The sequence below is a fragment of the Halomonas bluephagenesis genome (assembly GCF_054790765.1).
In genome coordinates, this window is the sequence record NZ_CP133631.1 from 2442803 (window position 1) to 2459753 (window position 16951).

15 protein-coding genes, 2 tRNA genes, 3 rRNA genes and 1 pseudogene are annotated in these 16951 nt (G+C 53.2%); 11 read left to right on the forward strand and 10 right to left on the reverse strand.

All coding sequences use genetic code 11. From position 1 onward, the window contains the following. Positions 1-99 precede the first annotated feature (99 nt). The 6 genes from REH51_RS10955 (at position 100) to REH51_RS10980 (ending at position 5926) form a co-directional block, all read left to right on the forward strand. A 16S ribosomal RNA gene (locus REH51_RS10955) occupies positions 100-1631 on the forward strand. Between the two features lie 87 nt (positions 1632-1718). After that, positions 1719-1795: transfer RNA gene (locus tag REH51_RS10960), tRNA-Ile, on the forward strand. A gap of 110 nt (positions 1796-1905) precedes the next feature. Then, positions 1906-1981, forward strand: a tRNA-Ala gene (locus REH51_RS10965). Between the two features lie 228 nt (positions 1982-2209). Continuing rightward, positions 2210-5101 (forward strand): 23S ribosomal RNA (locus tag REH51_RS10970). A gap of 142 nt (positions 5102-5243) precedes the next feature. Next, positions 5244-5359 (forward strand): 5S ribosomal RNA (gene rrf, locus REH51_RS10975). Together the 16S, 23S and 5S rRNA genes with 2 tRNA genes alongside form the textbook arrangement of a ribosomal RNA operon. Positions 5360-5737: 378 nt before the next feature. Then, a complete protein-coding gene (locus tag REH51_RS10980; RefSeq protein ID WP_009724009.1) occupies positions 5738-5926 on the forward strand; it encodes a YybS family protein in 189 nt (62 codons plus the stop codon). A gap of 73 nt (positions 5927-5999) precedes the next feature. Here REH51_RS10980 and REH51_RS10985 read toward each other — a convergent pair whose 3' ends face one another. After that, a complete protein-coding gene (locus tag REH51_RS10985) occupies positions 6000-6842 on the reverse strand; it encodes a Tim44 domain-containing protein (protein ID WP_009724010.1) in 843 nt (280 codons plus the stop codon). Between the two features lie 144 nt (positions 6843-6986). Between REH51_RS10985 and REH51_RS10990 the strand changes: the two genes are divergently transcribed. Next, on the forward strand, positions 6987-7562 hold the full coding sequence (locus REH51_RS10990; RefSeq protein ID WP_009724011.1) for an isochorismatase family protein: 576 nt from the start codon (positions 6987-6989) through the stop codon (positions 7560-7562). A 12-nt stretch (positions 7563-7574) separates the two neighbouring features. Here REH51_RS10990 and yaaA read toward each other — a convergent pair whose 3' ends face one another. Next, positions 7575-8354 carry a peroxide stress protein YaaA gene (gene yaaA / locus REH51_RS10995; RefSeq protein WP_498935723.1) on the reverse strand — a complete coding sequence of 260 codons (780 nt, stop codon included), beginning with the start codon at positions 8352-8354 and terminating at the stop codon, positions 7575-7577. 102 nt (positions 8355-8456) lie between these two features. Continuing rightward, positions 8457-9488 (reverse strand): NADP(H)-dependent aldo-keto reductase, encoded by a 1032-nt coding sequence (locus REH51_RS11000; RefSeq protein WP_009724013.1) that lies wholly within the window; start codon positions 9486-9488, stop codon positions 8457-8459. 252 nt (positions 9489-9740) lie between these two features. On the opposite strand from REH51_RS11000, the gene REH51_RS11005 reads away from it, so the two are divergent. Beyond that, entirely contained in the window at positions 9741-10235 is a 495-nt protein-coding gene (locus REH51_RS11005; protein ID WP_009724014.1) for a tetratricopeptide repeat protein, read from the forward strand. A gap of 48 nt (positions 10236-10283) precedes the next feature. Next, positions 10284-10796, forward strand: a pseudogene (locus REH51_RS11010) (hypothetical protein). Positions 10797-10875: 79 nt separating this feature from the next. Here the strand turns inward: REH51_RS11010 and REH51_RS11015 are convergent. The 5 genes from REH51_RS11015 to REH51_RS11035 all read right to left on the reverse strand — a co-directional run bounded on the left by REH51_RS11015 (position 10876) and on the right by REH51_RS11035 (position 13651). Next, positions 10876-11427 carry an LOG family protein gene (locus REH51_RS11015; RefSeq protein WP_009724016.1) on the reverse strand — a complete coding sequence of 184 codons (552 nt, stop codon included), beginning with the start codon at positions 11425-11427 and terminating at the stop codon, positions 10876-10878. Positions 11428-11496: 69 nt separating this feature from the next. After that, a complete protein-coding gene (locus REH51_RS11020; protein ID WP_009724017.1) occupies positions 11497-12018 on the reverse strand; it encodes a DUF501 domain-containing protein in 522 nt (173 codons plus the stop codon). A gap of 12 nt (positions 12019-12030) precedes the next feature. Then, positions 12031-12333, reverse strand: a complete 303-nt coding sequence (locus tag REH51_RS11025; protein ID WP_498935725.1) for a hypothetical protein — start codon at positions 12331-12333, stop codon at positions 12031-12033. Between the two features lie 39 nt (positions 12334-12372). Next, entirely contained in the window at positions 12373-12780 is a 408-nt protein-coding gene (locus tag REH51_RS11030) for an acyl-CoA thioesterase (RefSeq protein WP_498935727.1), read from the reverse strand. A 64-nt stretch (positions 12781-12844) separates the two neighbouring features. Beyond that, the gene (locus tag REH51_RS11035) at positions 12845-13651 is read right to left on the reverse strand and encodes a hypothetical protein (RefSeq protein ID WP_009724020.1); all 807 of its coding nucleotides are present in this window, start codon (positions 13649-13651) and stop codon (positions 12845-12847) included. A gap of 114 nt (positions 13652-13765) precedes the next feature. Here REH51_RS11035 and REH51_RS11040 point away from each other — a divergent pair, with 114 nt between their 5' ends. Then, a complete protein-coding gene (locus REH51_RS11040; protein WP_498935728.1) occupies positions 13766-14125 on the forward strand; it encodes a hypothetical protein in 360 nt (119 codons plus the stop codon). 32 nt (positions 14126-14157) lie between these two features. On the opposite strand, the gene REH51_RS11045 is transcribed toward REH51_RS11040, so the two are convergent. After that, positions 14158-14589: a hypothetical protein gene (locus tag REH51_RS11045; protein ID WP_234668044.1), complete on the reverse strand. Its 432-nt coding sequence runs from the start codon at positions 14587-14589 to the stop codon at positions 14158-14160. Between the two features lie 39 nt (positions 14590-14628). Between REH51_RS11045 and REH51_RS11050 the strand changes: the two genes are divergently transcribed. After that, entirely contained in the window at positions 14629-15792 is a 1164-nt protein-coding gene (locus tag REH51_RS11050; RefSeq protein ID WP_234667932.1) for a MalY/PatB family protein, read from the forward strand. 15 nt (positions 15793-15807) lie between these two features. Here REH51_RS11050 and REH51_RS11055 read toward each other — a convergent pair whose 3' ends face one another. Beyond that, positions 15808-16752: a co-chaperone YbbN gene (locus REH51_RS11055; RefSeq protein WP_009724025.1), complete on the reverse strand. Its 945-nt coding sequence runs from the start codon at positions 16750-16752 to the stop codon at positions 15808-15810. Positions 16753-16951 lie beyond the last annotated feature (199 nt).

A 16951-nucleotide genomic window follows, 5' to 3' on the forward strand; every position in this document is an offset into this window, starting at 1 on the left:
TCATGACAATGTAAATTGAAATGAATTCGTTTGAACCTTGAGCCAAGATTGATGCACTTATGTGACTTTAGAGTGACATGTAAGCATCACAATGATTTTAAACTGAAGAGTTTGATCATGGCTCAGATTGAACGCTGGCGGCAGGCCTAACACATGCAAGTCGAGCGGTAACAGGGGTAGCTTGCTACCCGCTGACGAGCGGCGGACGGGTGAGTAATGCATAGGAATCTGCCCGGTAGTGGGGGATAACCTGGGGAAACCCAGGCTAATACCGCATACGTCCTACGGGAGAAAGGGGGCTTCGGCTCCCGCTATTGGATGAGCCTATGTCGGATTAGCTAGTTGGTGAGGTAATGGCTCACCAAGGCAACGATCCGTAGCTGGTCTGAGAGGATGATCAGCCACATCGGGACTGAGACACGGCCCGAACTCCTACGGGAGGCAGCAGTGGGGAATATTGGACAATGGGGGCAACCCTGATCCAGCCATGCCGCGTGTGTGAAGAAGGCCTTCGGGTTGTAAAGCACTTTCAGCGAGGAAGAACGCCTAGTGGTTAATACCCATTAGGAAAGACATCACTCGCAGAAGAAGCACCGGCTAACTCCGTGCCAGCAGCCGCGGTAATACGGAGGGTGCAAGCGTTAATCGGAATTACTGGGCGTAAAGCGCGCGTAGGTGGCTTGATAAGCCGGTTGTGAAAGCCCCGGGCTCAACCTGGGAACGGCATCCGGAACTGTCAAGCTAGAGTGCAGGAGAGGAAGGTAGAATTCCCGGTGTAGCGGTGAAATGCGTAGAGATCGGGAGGAATACCAGTGGCGAAGGCGGCCTTCTGGACTGACACTGACACTGAGGTGCGAAAGCGTGGGTAGCAAACAGGATTAGATACCCTGGTAGTCCACGCCGTAAACGATGTCGACCAGCCGTTGGGTGCCTAGCGCACTTTGTGGCGAAGTTAACGCGATAAGTCGACCGCCTGGGGAGTACGGCCGCAAGGTTAAAACTCAAATGAATTGACGGGGCCCGCACAAGCGGTGGAGCATGTGGTTTAATTCGATGCAACGCGAAGAACCTTACCTACTCTTGACATCCTGCGAACTTGTGAGAGATCACTTGGTGCCTTCGGGAACGCAGAGACAGGTGCTGCATGGCTGTCGTCAGCTCGTGTTGTGAAATGTTGGGTTAAGTCCCGTAACGAGCGCAACCCTTGTCCTTATTTGCCAGCGGGTAATGCCGGGAACTCTAAGGAGACTGCCGGTGACAAACCGGAGGAAGGTGGGGACGACGTCAAGTCATCATGGCCCTTACGAGTAGGGCTACACACGTGCTACAATGGCCGGTACAAAGGGTTGCGAGCTCGCGAGAGTCAGCTAATCCCGAAAAGCCGGTCTCAGTCCGGATCGGAGTCTGCAACTCGACTCCGTGAAGTCGGAATCGCTAGTAATCGTGAATCAGAATGTCACGGTGAATACGTTCCCGGGCCTTGTACACACCGCCCGTCACACCATGGGAGTGGACTGCACCAGAAGTGGTTAGCCTAACGCAAGAGGGCGATCACCACGGTGTGGTTCATGACTGGGGTGAAGTCGTAACAAGGTAGCCGTAGGGGAACCTGCGGCTGGATCACCTCCTTAAACGATGCATCATCCCTCGCGGTAAGCGCTCACAATGAATTACCTGATCAGATAATAGAGCAAACGGTTTAAGCACGATCCCCTCTTGGGTCTGTAGCTCAGTTGGTTAGAGCGCACCCCTGATAAGGGTGAGGTCGGCAGTTCAAGTCTGCCCAGACCCACCAAATTCCTGTGATACTGCGTTAAAATGCTCTTCGTATAGCAGGCTATACGTCGTTGCATTTTGCCTTGTCTCGCAGAAATTAATGGCAAGAGGTTAGGTCGGCAAAAAAATGGGGCCATAGCTCAGCTGGGAGAGCGCCTGCCTTGCACGCAGGAGGTCAGCGGTTCGATCCCGCTTGGCTCCACCATTATGTAGTACACTACCCACCGTTTGTTGATGTTTTGTGACCATTGATAAGCCATGCGCAGCTAGTGCGTTGTCTTATCACTGTTCATCGAACAGTCGCTCTTTAACAATGTATATCATGCTGACATAAACGTTTTTGAAACGTTTATACGTAATTGTTTTGTGATACGTCTCAAGCGTATCCGGCAATCGTTATCATTGCGAGACACCAGACTCCTTCGGGTTATAGGGTCAAGCAATGAAGCGCACACGGTGGATGCCTAGGCAGCCAGAGGCGATGAAAGACGTGGAAGCCTGCGATAAGGCTCGGCGAGGTGGCAAACAACCTGTGACCCGGGCATTTCTGAATGGGGAAACCCACTCATCATAAGATGAGTATCTTACGCTGAATATATAGGCGTAAGAGGCGAACCAGGGGAACTGAAACATCTAAGTACCCTGAGGAAAAGAAATCAACCGAGATTCCCCTAGTAGCGGCGAGCGAACGGGGACCAGCCCTTAAGCATGTGACTGATTAGGCGAATGAGCTGGGAAGCTCAGCCGTAGCGGGTGATAGCCCCGTAGTCGAAAATCTGATCATGTGAAATCGAGTAGGTCGGGGCACGAGAAACCTTGACTGAAGACGGGGGACCATCCTCCAAGGCTAAATACTCCTGGCTGACCGATAGTGAACCAGTACCGTGAGGGAAAGGCGAAAAGAACCCCGGAGAGGGGAGTGAAATAGATCCTGAAACCGTGTGCGTACAAGCAGTAGGAGCAGACTTGTTCTGTGACTGCGTACCTTTTGTATAATGGGTCAGCGACTTATATTCAGTGGCGAGGTTAACCGTTTAGGGGAGCCGTAGGGAAACCGAGTCTTAACTGGGCGACACAGTCGCTGGATATAGACCCGAAACCGAGCGATCTATCCATGAGCAGGGTGAAGGTTGAGTAACATCAACTGGAGGCCCGAACCAGGATCTGTTGAAAAAGATTTGGATGACTTGTGGATCGGAGTGAAAGGCTAATCAAGCTCGGAGATAGCTGGTTCTCCTCGAAAGCTATTTAGGTAGCGCCTCACGTATCACCGCCGGGGGTAGAGCACTGTTTCGGCTAGGGGGTCATCCCGACTTACCAACCCGAGGCAAACTCCGAATACCGGTGAGTGCGAGCGTGGGAGACACACGGCGGGTGCTAACGTCCGTCGTGAAAAGGGAAACAACCCAGACCGTCAGCTAAGGTCCCGAAATCCTGGTTAAGTGGGAAACGATGTGGGAAGGCTCAGACAGCTAGGAGGTTGGCTTAGAAGCAGCCATCCTTTAAAGAAAGCGTAATAGCTCACTAGTCGAGTCGGCCTGCGCGGAAGATGTAACGGGGCTAAACCAGGTACCGAAGCTACGGGTTCACACTTAGGTGTGAGCGGTAGAGGAGCGTCGTGTAAGCCGATGAAGGTGAATTGAGAAGTTCGCTGGAGGTATCACGAGTGCGAATGCTGACATGAGTAACGATAAAGGGAGTGAAAAACTCCCTCGCCGGAAGACCAAGGGTTTCTGTTCGACGCTAATCGGAGCAGAGTGAGTCGGCCCCTAAGGCGAGGCCGAAAGGCGTAGTCGATGGGAAACAGGTCAATATTCCTGTACCGGACATGATTGCGATGGGGGACGGAGAAGGCTAGGTGAGCCAGGCGTTGGTTGTCCTGGTGAAAGTGAGTAGGCTTGCATCTTAGGTAAATCCGGGATGCTCTAAGGCCGAGACACGAAACGAACTGACCACGGTCAGGAAGTCATTGATGCCACGCTTCCAGGAAAAGCCTCTAAGCTTCAGATCATGTGCGACCGTACCCCAAACCGACACAGGTGGTCAGGGTGAGAATCCCAAGGCGCTTGAGAGAACTCGGGTGAAGGAACTAGGCAAAATGGTGCCGTAACTTCGGGAGAAGGCACGCCGGCGTAGGGTGATGAGACTTGCTCTCAGAGCCCGAACCGGTCGAAGATACCAGGTGGCTGCAACTGTTTAGTAAAAACACAGCACTCTGCTAACGCGCAAGCGGACGTATAGGGTGTGACGCCTGCCCGGTGCCGGAAGGTTAAATGATGGTGTTAGCCGCAAGGCGAAGCTCTTGATTGAAGCCCCGGTAAACGGCGGCCGTAACTATAACGGTCCTAAGGTAGCGAAATTCCTTGTCGGGTAAGTTCCGACCTGCACGAATGGCGTAATGATGGCCACGCTGTCTCCACCCGAGACTCAGTGAAATTGAAATCGCCGTGAAGATGCGGTGTACCCGCGGCTAGACGGAAAGACCCCGTGAACCTTTACTATAGCTTCACACTGGACGCTGATGTTGCCTGTGTAGGATAGCTGGGAGGCTTTGAATCTCGGACGCTAGTTCGAGGGGAGCCAACCTTGAAATACCAGCCTGGCATCATTGGCGTTCTCACTCAGGTCCGTTATCCGGATCGAGGACAGTGTGTGGTGGGTAGTTTGACTGGGGCGGTCTCCTCCCAAAGAGTAACGGAGGAGCACGAAGGTACCCTCAGCACGGTCGGACATCGTGCAGTGAGTGCAAGAGCATAAGGGTGCTTGACTGCGAGACAGACACGTCGAGCAGGTGCGAAAGCAGGTTCTAGTGATCCGGTGGTTCTGTATGGAAGGGCCATCGCTCAACGGATAAAAGGTACTCCGGGGATAACAGGCTGATACCGCCCAAGAGTTCACATCGACGGCGGTGTTTGGCACCTCGATGTCGGCTCATCACATCCTGGGGCTGAAGTCGGTCCCAAGGGTATGGCTGTTCGCCATTTAAAGTGGTACGCGAGCTGGGTTTAGAACGTCGTGAGACAGTTCGGTCCCTATCTGCCGTGGGCGTTGGATGTTTGAGAAGGGCTGCTCCTAGTACGAGAGGACCGGAGTGGACGCACCTCTGGTGTTCCGGTTGTCACGCCAGTGGCATTGCCGGGTAGCTATGTGCGGACGGGATAACCGCTGAAAGCATCTAAGCGGGAAGCCCCCTTCAAGATGAGACATCCCTGAGGCCTAGAGCCTCCTGAAGGGCCCAGCGAGACCAGCTGGTTGATAGGCACGGTGTGGAAGCGCTGCAAGGCGTTGAGCTAACGTGTACTAATGGCCCGTGAGGCTTGACCCTATAACACCCAAGGGGTCTGGTCGCAGTGATAACGAAAACCGGATACGCGACTCAAGCCCAACGTGACACACGGAGGGCGTGAGACGAAAGAGACGCCACAAAACATAGTAACAGCACAGCATGATATACATGACCAGTTACGCCTGACGACCATAGCACGCGTGAACCACCTGATCCCTTGCCGAACTCAGAAGTGAAACCGCTTAGCGCCGATGGTAGTGTGGGGTCTCCCCATGCGAGAGTAGGTCATCGTCAGGCACTTATTGAGAAACCCCGGCCGTTTGGTCGGGGTTTTGCTTTTTAGGGGTCTCCCCTGGACCCCGTTTGTCGGGAACAAACGGGAACCGCTTTAGCGGGCCCGAAGGGCGAGTCTCAGGATGAGACGAGTAGAGTAGAGTAGCGGAGCGCCGCCCGGATCATCGTCAGGCACTTATACTAAAAATCCCCCAGGGCTTGCGCCCTGGGGGATTTTTTTTGCGTAGTAATTTTCTGTTACTTGCATGTTTTTTCCTTTAAACGGCTGTTTTAATAAATTTAATAACAAGAGGTTACTGTGTCGCGCTAGCATGAGTTGCGTCTAGCACCTACTATATTGTGGAACGTATCATGAAGCACCATCTCAGGAGGAGAGGCGATATGAGTACGCAGCTTATGAAGAAACTGGCAGTGGCACTATTAATGGCATTAATGATGGGCGGTTTGGCCGCATGTGATAATCAAGGCCCAGCTGAAGAAGCGGGTGAAAGCATTGATGAGAGCATGGAAGACGCTGGGGAAAGCCTTGAAGAGATGGGCGAGAATATCGAAGAGTCTGCAGAGAACTAAGCGGACCCCCATGTGTCGTTGATATAAAAACAGCCGCTTAGAAGCGGCTGGTTTGCGTTTAAATGCAATAGCGCTACGCGCCTGGGTTTTGCTCAATACCCTGAAGATACCAAGGAGCTTGGTCACGTAGGGTGCGGGTTAGATGCCATGTTTCATTAAACTCTGTCTGTGCACCGTTCTCTTCCAATAGTCCGTGAAATATCACAGTGGCCTCTGCATAGTCATCGTATTCGTTTATATCGCCTAATTCCGCAAATAGCCTGATAACATCAGTGCGATTATTAGCAGGCTGCTCGGCGCGCTCCTTGCGTAGCAGGTTGTAAAGCTCTGGCGTTACATACTCTTGAATTTGATTCAGATCATTGTTGTCCCAGGCGCGCTGCAGCGTCATAAAGTGCTCTTTTGCACCACCTAAGAACCTTTCTTTATCGAACCAAGCAGGTGTGCTTTGCAAGCCATTTGCTAAACTGCCGGGAGTTGCTGAAAAGCCAGCAGGTGCGGGGGCTTCCTGTTGCTCTCGTTGATAGCCGCCTGTTGTTGCTGATGCAGGGCGCCGCTGCCGAATAATGGTTCGGAAGGCGAAGATTGCTAAGGCAACAATTCCGGCCATTAGCAGTAGGTCCATAAGGCGCAACTCATCAAAGGCGCCTCCAAAGAAGAGTGCTGCTAGCAGGCCGCCAGCAAGCAGACCGCCCACCATGCCGCCTATACCACCACGACGAGTCGCCGCCGCTTGGCCTTGTTGCTGAGTGCCCTGAGCCTGCTGCTGTGCAGGTGTGCTGGCAGGACGATCCGCTGAGCGTGAAACACTACCCATGCTGCTACCACCGCCTAAGCGACGTGCTTCGGCATATTCAACGGCGGCACTTATGCCCATGACGCTGACCAGTAACATGACGAAAAATTGTCGTAACATATTGATTCTCCATGAGGGATGCAGGAACTGAGGTTGCTCGCCTAGGGGTAGGCGCGTAGAAAATAATCAGCGACAAGTTTACCGTGTAAGTGAGGAAACGGGTTAAGGTGTTGTTGTGTATAAAGACAAAAATAGGGTGAAAAAGTGCGCTTACATCAAGCTCAAAGTTTGTTGGTAATCGTCGACTTTCAGGCGGGACTGTTACCCGTGATTGATGGCGGTGAGTCAGCAATTGAAGAAGCTGCGTGGTTAGCTGGTGTTGCCAATGCAGTAAAGGTGCCTGTTTGGCTAACTGAGCAGTATCCAGAGAGGCTCGGCGGTACTGCCCCTGCGTTATTAAATGCACTAGGCGAACACCGCATTTGGCAAAAGCATCATTTCAGCGCTATGGAAGAGGCGCCGTTTGCAGCGGCGCTTGCAGAACATGGACCTAAGCAAGTCGTCATTTGCGGCACAGAAGCCCATATTTGCGTGTTGCAAAGTGCGCTTGGTTTGTTAGAAGCGGGGTACCAAGTGTTTTGGTTGAGCGAAGCGACGGCAAGCCGTCGCAGTGATGAGGCTCGTCTTGCTCGTGAGCGTGCTTGTGCCAATGGAGCTGTGGCTGTCAGTGCTGATATGGTCGCCTATGAGTGGCTCTACCGCTGTGATACAGCACTGTTCAAAGATGTCCACCAACGCTTTCTCAAGCCACGCTCACCGCTTGCTGTGACGTTTTTCTAATGAGCACGATCATTAACGAGCATTTTCGTCACGGGTGAACCCCAGCGTGTCGCCTTGGGAGGCCGCTGGGTCAAACCGATACCCGGCCACATCAAAAGCAGTTAGTTGGTCGGGGTCGTTGATTTGTTGCTGAATAATCCATGCACTCATAAGCCCACGGGCTTTTTTGGCGTAAAAGCTGATAATTTTGAAGGAGCCGTTTTTCTCGTCTTTGAAAACGGGGGTGATGACGCGTGCGCCTAGCTTTTTCGTATCAATCGCCTTGAAGTATTCGTTAGATGCGAGGTTGACCAGCACGTTTGAGCCACTTTTCTCAATCGCGTTATTAAGTGCTTGTGTTAGCGTTGGCTTCCAATACGCGTAAAGGTCGTTACCAGCGTCGTTGGGTAGTTTGGTGCCCATCTCGAGGCGATAAGCTTGAATCAAGTCTAGAGGGCGTAGTAAGCCGTATAGCCCCGATAGAATACGCAGATGCTGCTGGGCAAACCGATTATCGTCATCGCTAAAGGTGTCGGCTTCCAGCCCTGTGTATACGTCTCCTTGAAAGGCCTGTACCGCCGGTTTGGCGTTATCCAAGGTGAACGGCGGCTGCCAGGCGGCGAAGCGCGCAGCGTTTAGGCCCGCCAATTTATCGCTGATGCCCATTAGGTCACTGAGCTGTTGCGGTGAGTAATCGCGGAGAATCTCAATTAATGGTTTGCTGCGGTCGAGAAAGTCGGGTTGCGTGACCTTATCCGTTGTTGAAGGTGTTTCAAAGTCTAGCGTTTTGGCGGGGGAAATAACGCTCAGCATGGCGTGCTCCTTATGCCGTGACAGAAAAGAGAGAAGTAACTGATGCGATTATACCAAGCCTCGGCAGTGGCCGAGGCTATCGGTTTGATAGTGGAAGCGTGATTAGGGGCAGGGGTTAGGCATCCGACGATGGATGTCATCGATAGCGGTGAGCACGTCTTCATCCAGTTTAAGGCTCTCGCTGTCGAGGTTGCTTTCAAGCTGATCCATCGTGGTGGCGCCAATAATATTGCTGGTCAGGAAGCGACGAGAGTTTACAAATGCCAGCGCCATTTGGGCAGGATCCAAGCCATGTTCCTTCGCAAGCTGAACGTAAGCGTGCGTTGCGGCCTCTGCTTCTGGCGAGGTGTAGCGCTTAAAGCGCTCGTAGAGCGTCAAGCGGCCTTTTGGCGGTTGTGCACCATCAAGATACTTACCCGACAACACACCAAAGCCTAGCGGCGAGTAAGCGAGCAGGCCCACGTCTTCACGGTGAGCGATCTCGGCGAGGCCGACTTCAAACGTACGGTTAAGCAAGTTATAGGGATTTTGAATAGACGCAACCCTAGGCAGCCCTAGCTGCTCTGATAGCTGTAGCATACGCATGACACCCCACGGCGTTTCATTAGAAAGGCCTATGGCGCGTATTTTTCCGGCATCAACGAGTTCTTTTAGTGCTGAGAGTGTTTCTGCTAGCGGCGTTGCGTCTTCTTGCTCTTCATGGGTATAACCCAATTGGCCAAAGAAGTTGGTTTTACGGTCTGGCCAGTGCAATTGATAGAGATCGATATAGTCAGTGTTGAGCCGTGCAAGGCTGGTATCAACAGCCTGATGCAGGTGGTTACGACTCATCTTTGGCCCACCACGAATGTGATCTAAGCCAGGGCCTGCGGCTTTAGTGGCAATAATGACATCGTCTCTGGCACTACGGGCTTTCAGCCAGCTGCCAATATAAGATTCTGTTAGCCCTTGCGTTTCGGCCTTTGGCGGAACCGGATACATTTCAGCGGTGTCGATAAAGTTGATGCCGAAAGCGACCGCGCGATCGAGCTGCTCATGGGCTTCTGCTTCACTATTTTGTTCGCCGAAGGTCATGGTGCCTAAACAGAGCCGGCTGACTTCCATCCCGGTTCTACCCAGTGGGCGCGTTTGCATTATCGTCTCCTCAATGAAGCGAAATTGCCTCAGGATATATCGGTGATAAACGCCGCGAATAACGGCGCGTGACAGGCATGTTAGCGAGGCGCTACAAAAGCAGCAAATCAATAGGGTTGAGTCAGCGCAAAGGCAGGCGTATGCTTGCCAGCCCATCGACCAGCCTAGCGCTGGTTAATCGTATGGTTAGCGGTCAAAAAGCGGGAACGATGGCTAGCCGAAGACCTCAACAGATAGGCAGGGTGGTTTGCCATGCCGCAGGCATCAACTTTGTTTACCCGGTTAGAGTTTCGCCTAGCCGAGCAGCTGTTTCATACGCGTTGGTTATTGCCGCGTTCGCCACGCACACAACGTTTAACGATGCGCTTGCTTAAGCGCTGCGCAGAGGCGGGACACCCCGATGCGCAGTCGATCTACGGGCACATGCTGTTTCATCGCAGCTTATCCCCACACGATAAGGCGCGTGGTGCTCGTTACGTGTTAGAGGCGGCCCAGACTGGCGATATAAAATCACAGTATCAAGCAGCGCAAATTCATGAACATGGCTGTGTTCAGTATCCGCGGCGTGAGGATTACGCGGTGACGTGGTATGCCCGTGCTGCCCAGTCAGGCCATTACTTGGCCGCAGAGCGACTAGCGCGCGCCTATCGGCTAGGTGAGCTAGGCTTGGCAGTAGACGGCGAGCAGGCGGCCTATTGGCAACGCTTGACTGACCGTCAGTCAACGACGGAAATGGCGGCAGCTTAGAAGATAAGTCAGTGGTTTGGCCGCTGAGATCAGTGAATGAGGAAATCAGTGTCCGAGACGCTACCGACAGTGCTAGATATTGAAGCGTCCGGATTCGGGCGCGGCAGCTACCCTATTGAAGTTGGCATTGCTCGTGCCGACGGTAGTTGCTGCGCGTTTCTTATTCAGCCGTTGGAAGAATGGACGCATTGGGATCCCAAAGCTGAACTTTTACATGGAATTTCCCGAGATCGCTTGCAGCGAGAAGGCTAACCAGTGCGTCAAGTGGCGCACTGGTTAAATGACGAGCTCCGCGAGATAGGTAAGGCATACAGCGACAGCTGGGGTTACGATAACACGTGGTTGTCGCTGCTGTTTCACCATGCGGGAATGCTGCCGCGCTTTCGTTTAGAAGCGTTACGTATCTTGCTCAGCGAAGAGCAGCAAGCACTGTGGAGTAACACAAAGGAAGCTGTTATCGCTGAACGTGGTATACACCGTCATCGCGCGGGCGAAGATGCTCGTCTGTTACAACTCACTTATCAGCGTACCTTTATGCTAACTGAAGGCAATAAGCGCTGATGTTGGTAGCGTTCTTAGACTAGTCTTCAGTGCTGGTTTTAAGTGCTTGCTTTAAATATCTTTCGTTAATACTGACGGTTTACGCTGAACCGAGCTGCGTTTCTAATGCAGCCAGTAGTTGATTGGGTGTGGCCGCATCCATCAACATATCTCGGGTTGTTTGGGCCAAAAAGCCGTGGCTGACGGTGCTATCCAGAAAGGTAAGCAGCGGGGCATAAAAGCCATCAGTATCGAGTAGACCCATGGGTTTGTCGTGAAGCCCTAAATAGCCCCAGGTCCAGATTTCAAACAGCTCTTCAAAGGTGCCTATGCCGCCGGGTAGGGCAATAAATGAGTCAGCGTTGGCGGCCATGGTTGCTTTACGTTCGTGCATGTTTGGCACGCGTATGAGCTCAGTCAAGCCAAAGTGTGCCTGCTCGCGCTCAACAAGGTGATCTGGCATCACGCCAATCACCTTGCCGCCTGCATCCAGCGTCGCGTTGGCAAGCGCACCCATTAAACCGATACGTGCACCCCCATAAATAAGGGTGTGTCCGCGGTCGGCAATAGCAGTACCAAGTGCGTTGGCTGCCTGGCGAAAAGCAGGAGTAGTCCCTTCACGCGAGCCGAGATATACACAAATTCGTGCCATGGTAAGCGTCCTTATTATAGATCAGCTGCTTATAAATGAGCGGTGAGTTACAAAGCCGTGAATGTGTCGTTAGCTTAGGCAGTCCTGAACGTTGTAGTGTTCATCCATCCATTGCCCGATCACGTTATTACCGCATAAATGGTGGGCATACTGAGTATGCAGGCAGCGTACCTGTTGCCAATTGCTAATGCCGCCCACGCCACGTTCGGTGAGAACATCGCTATAACCAAGCTTGGTGACTTCATCGCGTTGGACATCGCTCATATACGCCCAACGTGCTTTAACGTAATCTCGATGGCTCTGTTGGTAAGCTTCTAGGAACTCTGGCTCTTCTTGAAGGCGTTGTTCCAGTGACTTAATGACGCCAACGGCTTCAATTCGTGAAATCTCGATTTTAAGCAGATCCGAGCAGAGCCAGTAAAGGGTGGGGAACGGTTTGCCATCGACGATCGGTGCCATGCGAAGCACAAGTGGAGTGCCGTGGTCATCGGTAGCGGCAACGGCTTCAATACCGCGGGGAGCGCGCCCGAGCTGTTGAGTGATAATAGCTAGCTGGCGCTCATTGGGCGCTTGGTCGGTACGGATTACCATTGCGTTGATATCTCACTTTCGGTCATCTTGAACAAACTTATTTGAGCGGCCAACGGCGCGGAAAAAACAACGATTGAGCTGTTCGGGCGTGGCGACATAGCGCCACTTCTCTTCGCAATATTCTGCGGCTCGCGCCATTAATACATCGTAAAGTCGATTGAACGGGGCATCATAATCGTAAGGGTCTGCGCCGAACAAGCGGATATGTGGGTAGTCAGCAAAGCGCTCCATAAAATAGCGCTCAAGGTCGGCTTCAACGGCGCGGTGCTGCGCCGTATTGTCAGGGGCTATCCAAAGATTATAACGGATTGCCATGGGGATCTCCCTGCGCCCCGCCGAACGGAGGGGAGTGAGTTAAGCAGGCGTTGGCGCGCTGTGTAAGTGTGCCGATAGCGCATCGCGCAAATCACCTTCAATAGGTACCGCACGTTTTTCTTGATGATCGTATTGCACCAGTACGGTATGACCCACATTGGTAAGCGTACCATGCTGCCGCGCTTCCTGAGTCACCGTAAACGAGCTGGTACCTAAACGTGTCAAATAGGTGCGTAATTCGATGTCGTGGCCGTAGAACAGTTCAGCGCGGTAATCGACTTCCATCCGCGCCATAATCAAGCGCCACTGTTTAGGGTTTAGGTCTGGCGTAAACAGCCTGAATAAGTCATTGCGTGCCAGCTCAAACCAAGCTGGCAGGCGGGGGTTGTTAATATGGCCTAGCGCATCGGTGTCGTAAAAAGCAGGCTCAATCATACGGGTGAACATCGGGGTATCCTTATTGTTTGTTAGCAATTTATGCTGTCCAGAATTACCCCTAGCGAGCGCTTGGTCAAGTGGCGCGACGCTGATACCAAGCGGTTAATTGCATCCATGCCAGCAACCATAGGGTTGCGGCAGCGAATCCTGCCAATGTGCCCCATAAAAGGCCTAGCGTGGTGTAAGTATAGGAAACGCATAACGTGTAACTCAGCAGCGAGCCCAGCCCTATCGGGTAATGCTTGATTACCGTAGCCACGGGAGCCACTCCGTGATTTAGATGCAGGATGAGTAGAAAGGGCAGCATCGTGACTGGAAACGCCGCTAGGGTTCCTGCCCAGGCGGGCGGTAGCAAGTGGGCAAGGCGCGTAATCACAAAAATAATGACGGTGGCCAAACAGGCGCGTGTGACAAGTGCAGGCAGTGAAAATGCACGACTAGCGGGACTTTTTACATCAGGAATACGGCGGAATAACGCACTAAACACGGCGATGGCACATAGGGTCACAAGGGTGCCGCTAAGCCGCGTGAAATTGAACTGGGCAAGTACGGCGCTAACCGCAAACCATGCAATAAACCCACCTACTAAGCCGCCAGCAATGCCTTTAAATCCTGGCTGCCGACCTGTGACCAAATAGCCTGCGACTAACGCCATTGTTGCGGTAAAGCCCGCCAGTGTGTGCACCGCGCTTTGGGTCGCAAAAAGCGGGGAAATTTCTAAACCAATAAAAAATAGCGCCAACGCCGTACCTAATGGATAACCTGATAGCAGCCCCGCCATACGAGGGCTGGCACGCACTGCAATCGCACCAAGCCCCAATACCATGCCAATTGAGAGGCTTAGTTTTGCCAACTGCCAAGTGAGAGGAACCTCTATCATGCGATGTTTTCCTTGCTGTTATTAAAACGTTAGTATTGTTGTACAGCTGTTTTATTGAACAATTTTGGTTTTTAAAACGTATAACTGTTGCCAGCGTGCGAGGCTGCCTCAACCGTGACGCGTTCAATCGACTCAAGCGCCCACGCGCTTTCCCCACCCCCTAAGCCTGCAGGTTGCGAGCTGTGCCAGCGGTCAGCTTCGTTGACAAAACATCACCTAATACCACGTACCTTGCATAACAAGGCGCGCTATCAAAAGCGCTCCAGCCGTGAAGAGCGCCTAACTGCGATTGTGTGGCTTTGCTACCCTTGTCATAAGCATATTCACAGGCTGTATAGCGAACGCGAGTTAGCAGATCGTTTCGCAAGCCTAACGGCGCTGATGAATGATGATGACATTCGCGCGTTTGTCGATTGGCTAGCCACCAAGCCCGCTGGCTTTAAGCCAAAGTCGCCAGTGCGCAAACGCCGTTAGCAACACTCATCGTGGGCGAGATTTATCGCTAACTACACCAAACGAAGGCCTTGCTGGTCGCGCCAAGCGGCCTCTAAAGCATTTTCGAGTGGCACTTTTAAGTGGGGCGGCAATGCATCATGAGCGGCTTGTAGCGAGTCAAATGACCGGTTGCGCAGCCAGCAGTAAGCCCAGGCACAGGCCTCCGCATCACTTTGTGGAGTGGGGCGGGCAGGCATTTGGTTGAGCAAAAACACCGCGGTGCGTGGTGCCCAGAGCGGTATCTCGCCATGCTCTTCGCGGCTCCACTGTTCAAGTGTGGCGCCGCTTGGCGTCTCATCGGGGGTGCCTAGTTTTGCGACCCGAGCCGTTTCAGCCAAAATGAGTGCCAACTGGTCAGTATCGGCTTGGCCGAGTGAACGCCATTGCCGCAACAACGCCGATAGTCCCGCGCGCATCTTGGTATAAAAGTCATCTTGCGGCATGCTCAATAGTTACTCCCGAGAACATAAGTGAGATTAATTATGGCGTTTGATTTTGCCACGCCCGTCGAGCGACGCTCTCCCGAAGGGGATTATGCCTCCCAGAAATGGCATCGCTATGATGCAAGCGTGCTGCCGTTGTGGGTTGCAGATATGGATTTTCGCTCACCGCCTGCCGTGATTGAGGCGCTACGTGCACGGGTTGAACATGGCGTCTATGGCTATGGAGAAGTGCCCGATACGTTAACAGAAACTCTCTGCCAGTGGAGCGCCCGCCATTACGACTGGGCTATTCAGCCCGACTGGCAACAGTGGCTGCCTGGGGTTGTGCCCGCGTTGCACTTTGCGGCGATGGCGCTAACCGAACCCGGTGATGGAGTGCTCACGATTGCCCCGATTTACCCACCTTTCCTGGCCGTTGCCAAACGCACAGGGCGGTTGGCGCAGCAAGCGATGTTAGCTGAGCCGACGTCCCCTGGCGAGCCTTGGCAGCTGGATATTGACGCGTTAGAGGCCGCCATAACGCCGCAAACCCGCCTGCTGCTGTGGTGCCATCCGCATAATCCAACAGGGCGAGTATGGAGTGACCATGAGCTTGCCAAGTTGGCCACGGTCGTTGAGCGGCACGACTTATGGGTCGTCTCTGATGAGTTGCACTGTGATCTTCTGTTAGACGAGGGGACCCATCACCGCCCCCTGGCTGCTATGTTCCCAGAACTGGCTAAACGAACGATCACGCTGTGGGCGCCGTCAAAAACGTTCAATCTTGCGGGGCTGACCAGTGCCTGTGCCGTTATCCCTGATGCTGCGCTACGTAAGCGCTTTGCTGAGGCCACAAAAGGCTTTTTGCCGGATGGCAATGTACTGGGGCTTGTTGCTGCTGAAGCAGCTTATCGCGAAGGTGAACCCTGGCGTCAAGCGCTGTTAGCGGTATTGCGTGATCACCGCGCTACGCTGCAAGCACGGGTAGCGTTATGGCCTGGGGTGACCATGAGCGAGCCGGAATCTACTTACCTTGCGTGGCTGGATATGCGCGAGGCGGGACTAGGTGACTCGCCCGCTCAGGCGTTACTGGAGCGGGCGGGTGTGGCGCTTTCTGACGGGGCGGCATTTGGCTGCCCTGGGTTCGTGCGGCTTAATTTTGGTACTACCGCTTCGCAACTGGAAGCGGCATTAGCAAGAATGGATACGCTGCTGAAAGCCTGATCAGTACTGTACCGATCAGTACAACAGGGCAAATAGCTTGCGCCGATAGGTAACGGTTAGCGGATGGTCGGCACCCAGAGCGTCGAATACTTGCAATAAGGTTTTACGGGCCGCGTCGTCGTTATAGGCGCGGTCATCTTTCATCAAACCAAGCAGCCCCTCAAGGCCTGTTTCGTATTGGCCATCGGCAACATGGCGCAGTGCACGCTGATAGCGCGCTTCACTGTCATTGCGATCCCCCAGCGCGGCAACTTCTTCAACAGAAAGAGCCTGCTCGCTAAATTCGATACTGGCGCGTACTCCGCGGGCAGGTGCCGCATCGCGCTCTTCGGGTGGCAAATTGTCCAGCACGCTGCGGGCTTCATCGCCGCGTTTTTCAGCCACTAGTGCCCTGGCAAGGCCGATTTGGTAGGCGTAATGCTCTGGATACTGGCTAATCAAAGTTTGATAGATTTCTCGCGCGCCTGCTGCATCGCCCGCTGTTAGCGCTTCTTCGGCTTGATCTTCTGGGCTAGGCGGTGCATCGCCTGGTGCCTGGAAGTAGCGGTTTAGCCACTCACGCACCTCCTTTTCAGGTAATGCGCCTTGGAAGCTATCGACCAAGCCACCTTGGCTAACGAGTTTAACATCGGGTGCTGAGCGCACGCCTAACTGGCTAGCGATTTCTGGGTTTGCTTCAATGTCCAGTTTGCCAAGCAGGAAAGCGCCCGCGTACTCAACGGCTAGCTTTTCCAGCACCGTTAGCAGTGAGCTGCCACTGGTATTTGAAGGGGAATGACAGCCCAGTAGCACTGGCACCTGCATTGATGCTTCGAGCACCTGCTGAATATTGCCAGCGTTAAGCTCAATGATAACTTCTTCAGGTGTAACTGAAGGGCGAGTCGCGCTCGTTTCTTCACTGTCGGTATTAGCGGGTTCCGTGGTCAACGGATTGCCAGTACGGGGGTCGATAATGGACATGATTAAGCTCTGCATCGCTTGAAGTGGATTACGTCATGATATGCAGGCAACGAAGGGAGGATTCAAGGAAACGGCGGGAAATAAAGTGCCCATCACAAAAAGCGTTCTCCATAAACAAAACTTAGGTCACTTATCAATCGTTTCGGGAGCGACCTCCAGTGTTGCATTTGCGACGTATCGCTGGGTTTGCAAGATGGTT

Excerpts from the sequence above, each read along its gene's own strand:
- REH51_RS10980 (WP_009724009.1), top strand. The coding sequence starts at position 5,738 with ATGAGTACGCAGCTTATGAAGAAACTGGCAGTGGCACTATTAATGGCA.
- REH51_RS10985 (WP_009724010.1), bottom strand. The coding sequence starts at position 6,842 with ATGTTACGACAATTTTTCGTCATGTTACTGGTCAGCGTCATGGGCATA.
- yaaA (WP_498935723.1), bottom strand. The coding sequence starts at position 8,354 with ATGCTGAGCGTTATTTCCCCCGCCAAAACGCTAGACTTTGAAACACCT.
- REH51_RS11000 (WP_009724013.1), bottom strand. The coding sequence starts at position 9,488 with ATGCAAACGCGCCCACTGGGTAGAACCGGGATGGAAGTCAGCCGGCTC.
- REH51_RS11005 (WP_009724014.1), top strand. The coding sequence starts at position 9,741 with ATGCCGCAGGCATCAACTTTGTTTACCCGGTTAGAGTTTCGCCTAGCC.
- REH51_RS11015 (WP_009724016.1), bottom strand. The coding sequence starts at position 11,427 with ATGGCACGAATTTGTGTATATCTCGGCTCGCGTGAAGGGACTACTCCT.
- REH51_RS11020 (WP_009724017.1), bottom strand. The coding sequence starts at position 12,018 with ATGGTAATCCGTACCGACCAAGCGCCCAATGAGCGCCAGCTAGCTATT.
- REH51_RS11025 (WP_498935725.1), bottom strand. The coding sequence starts at position 12,333 with ATGGCAATCCGTTATAATCTTTGGATAGCCCCTGACAATACGGCGCAG.
- REH51_RS11030 (WP_498935727.1), bottom strand. The coding sequence starts at position 12,780 with ATGTTCACCCGTATGATTGAGCCTGCTTTTTACGACACCGATGCGCTA.
- REH51_RS11035 (WP_009724020.1), bottom strand. The coding sequence starts at position 13,651 with ATGATAGAGGTTCCTCTCACTTGGCAGTTGGCAAAACTAAGCCTCTCA.
- REH51_RS11045 (WP_234668044.1), bottom strand. The coding sequence starts at position 14,589 with ATGCCGCAAGATGACTTTTATACCAAGATGCGCGCGGGACTATCGGCG.
- REH51_RS11050 (WP_234667932.1), top strand. The coding sequence starts at position 14,629 with ATGGCGTTTGATTTTGCCACGCCCGTCGAGCGACGCTCTCCCGAAGGG.
- REH51_RS11055 (WP_009724025.1), bottom strand. The coding sequence starts at position 16,752 with ATGTCCATTATCGACCCCCGTACTGGCAATCCGTTGACCACGGAACCC.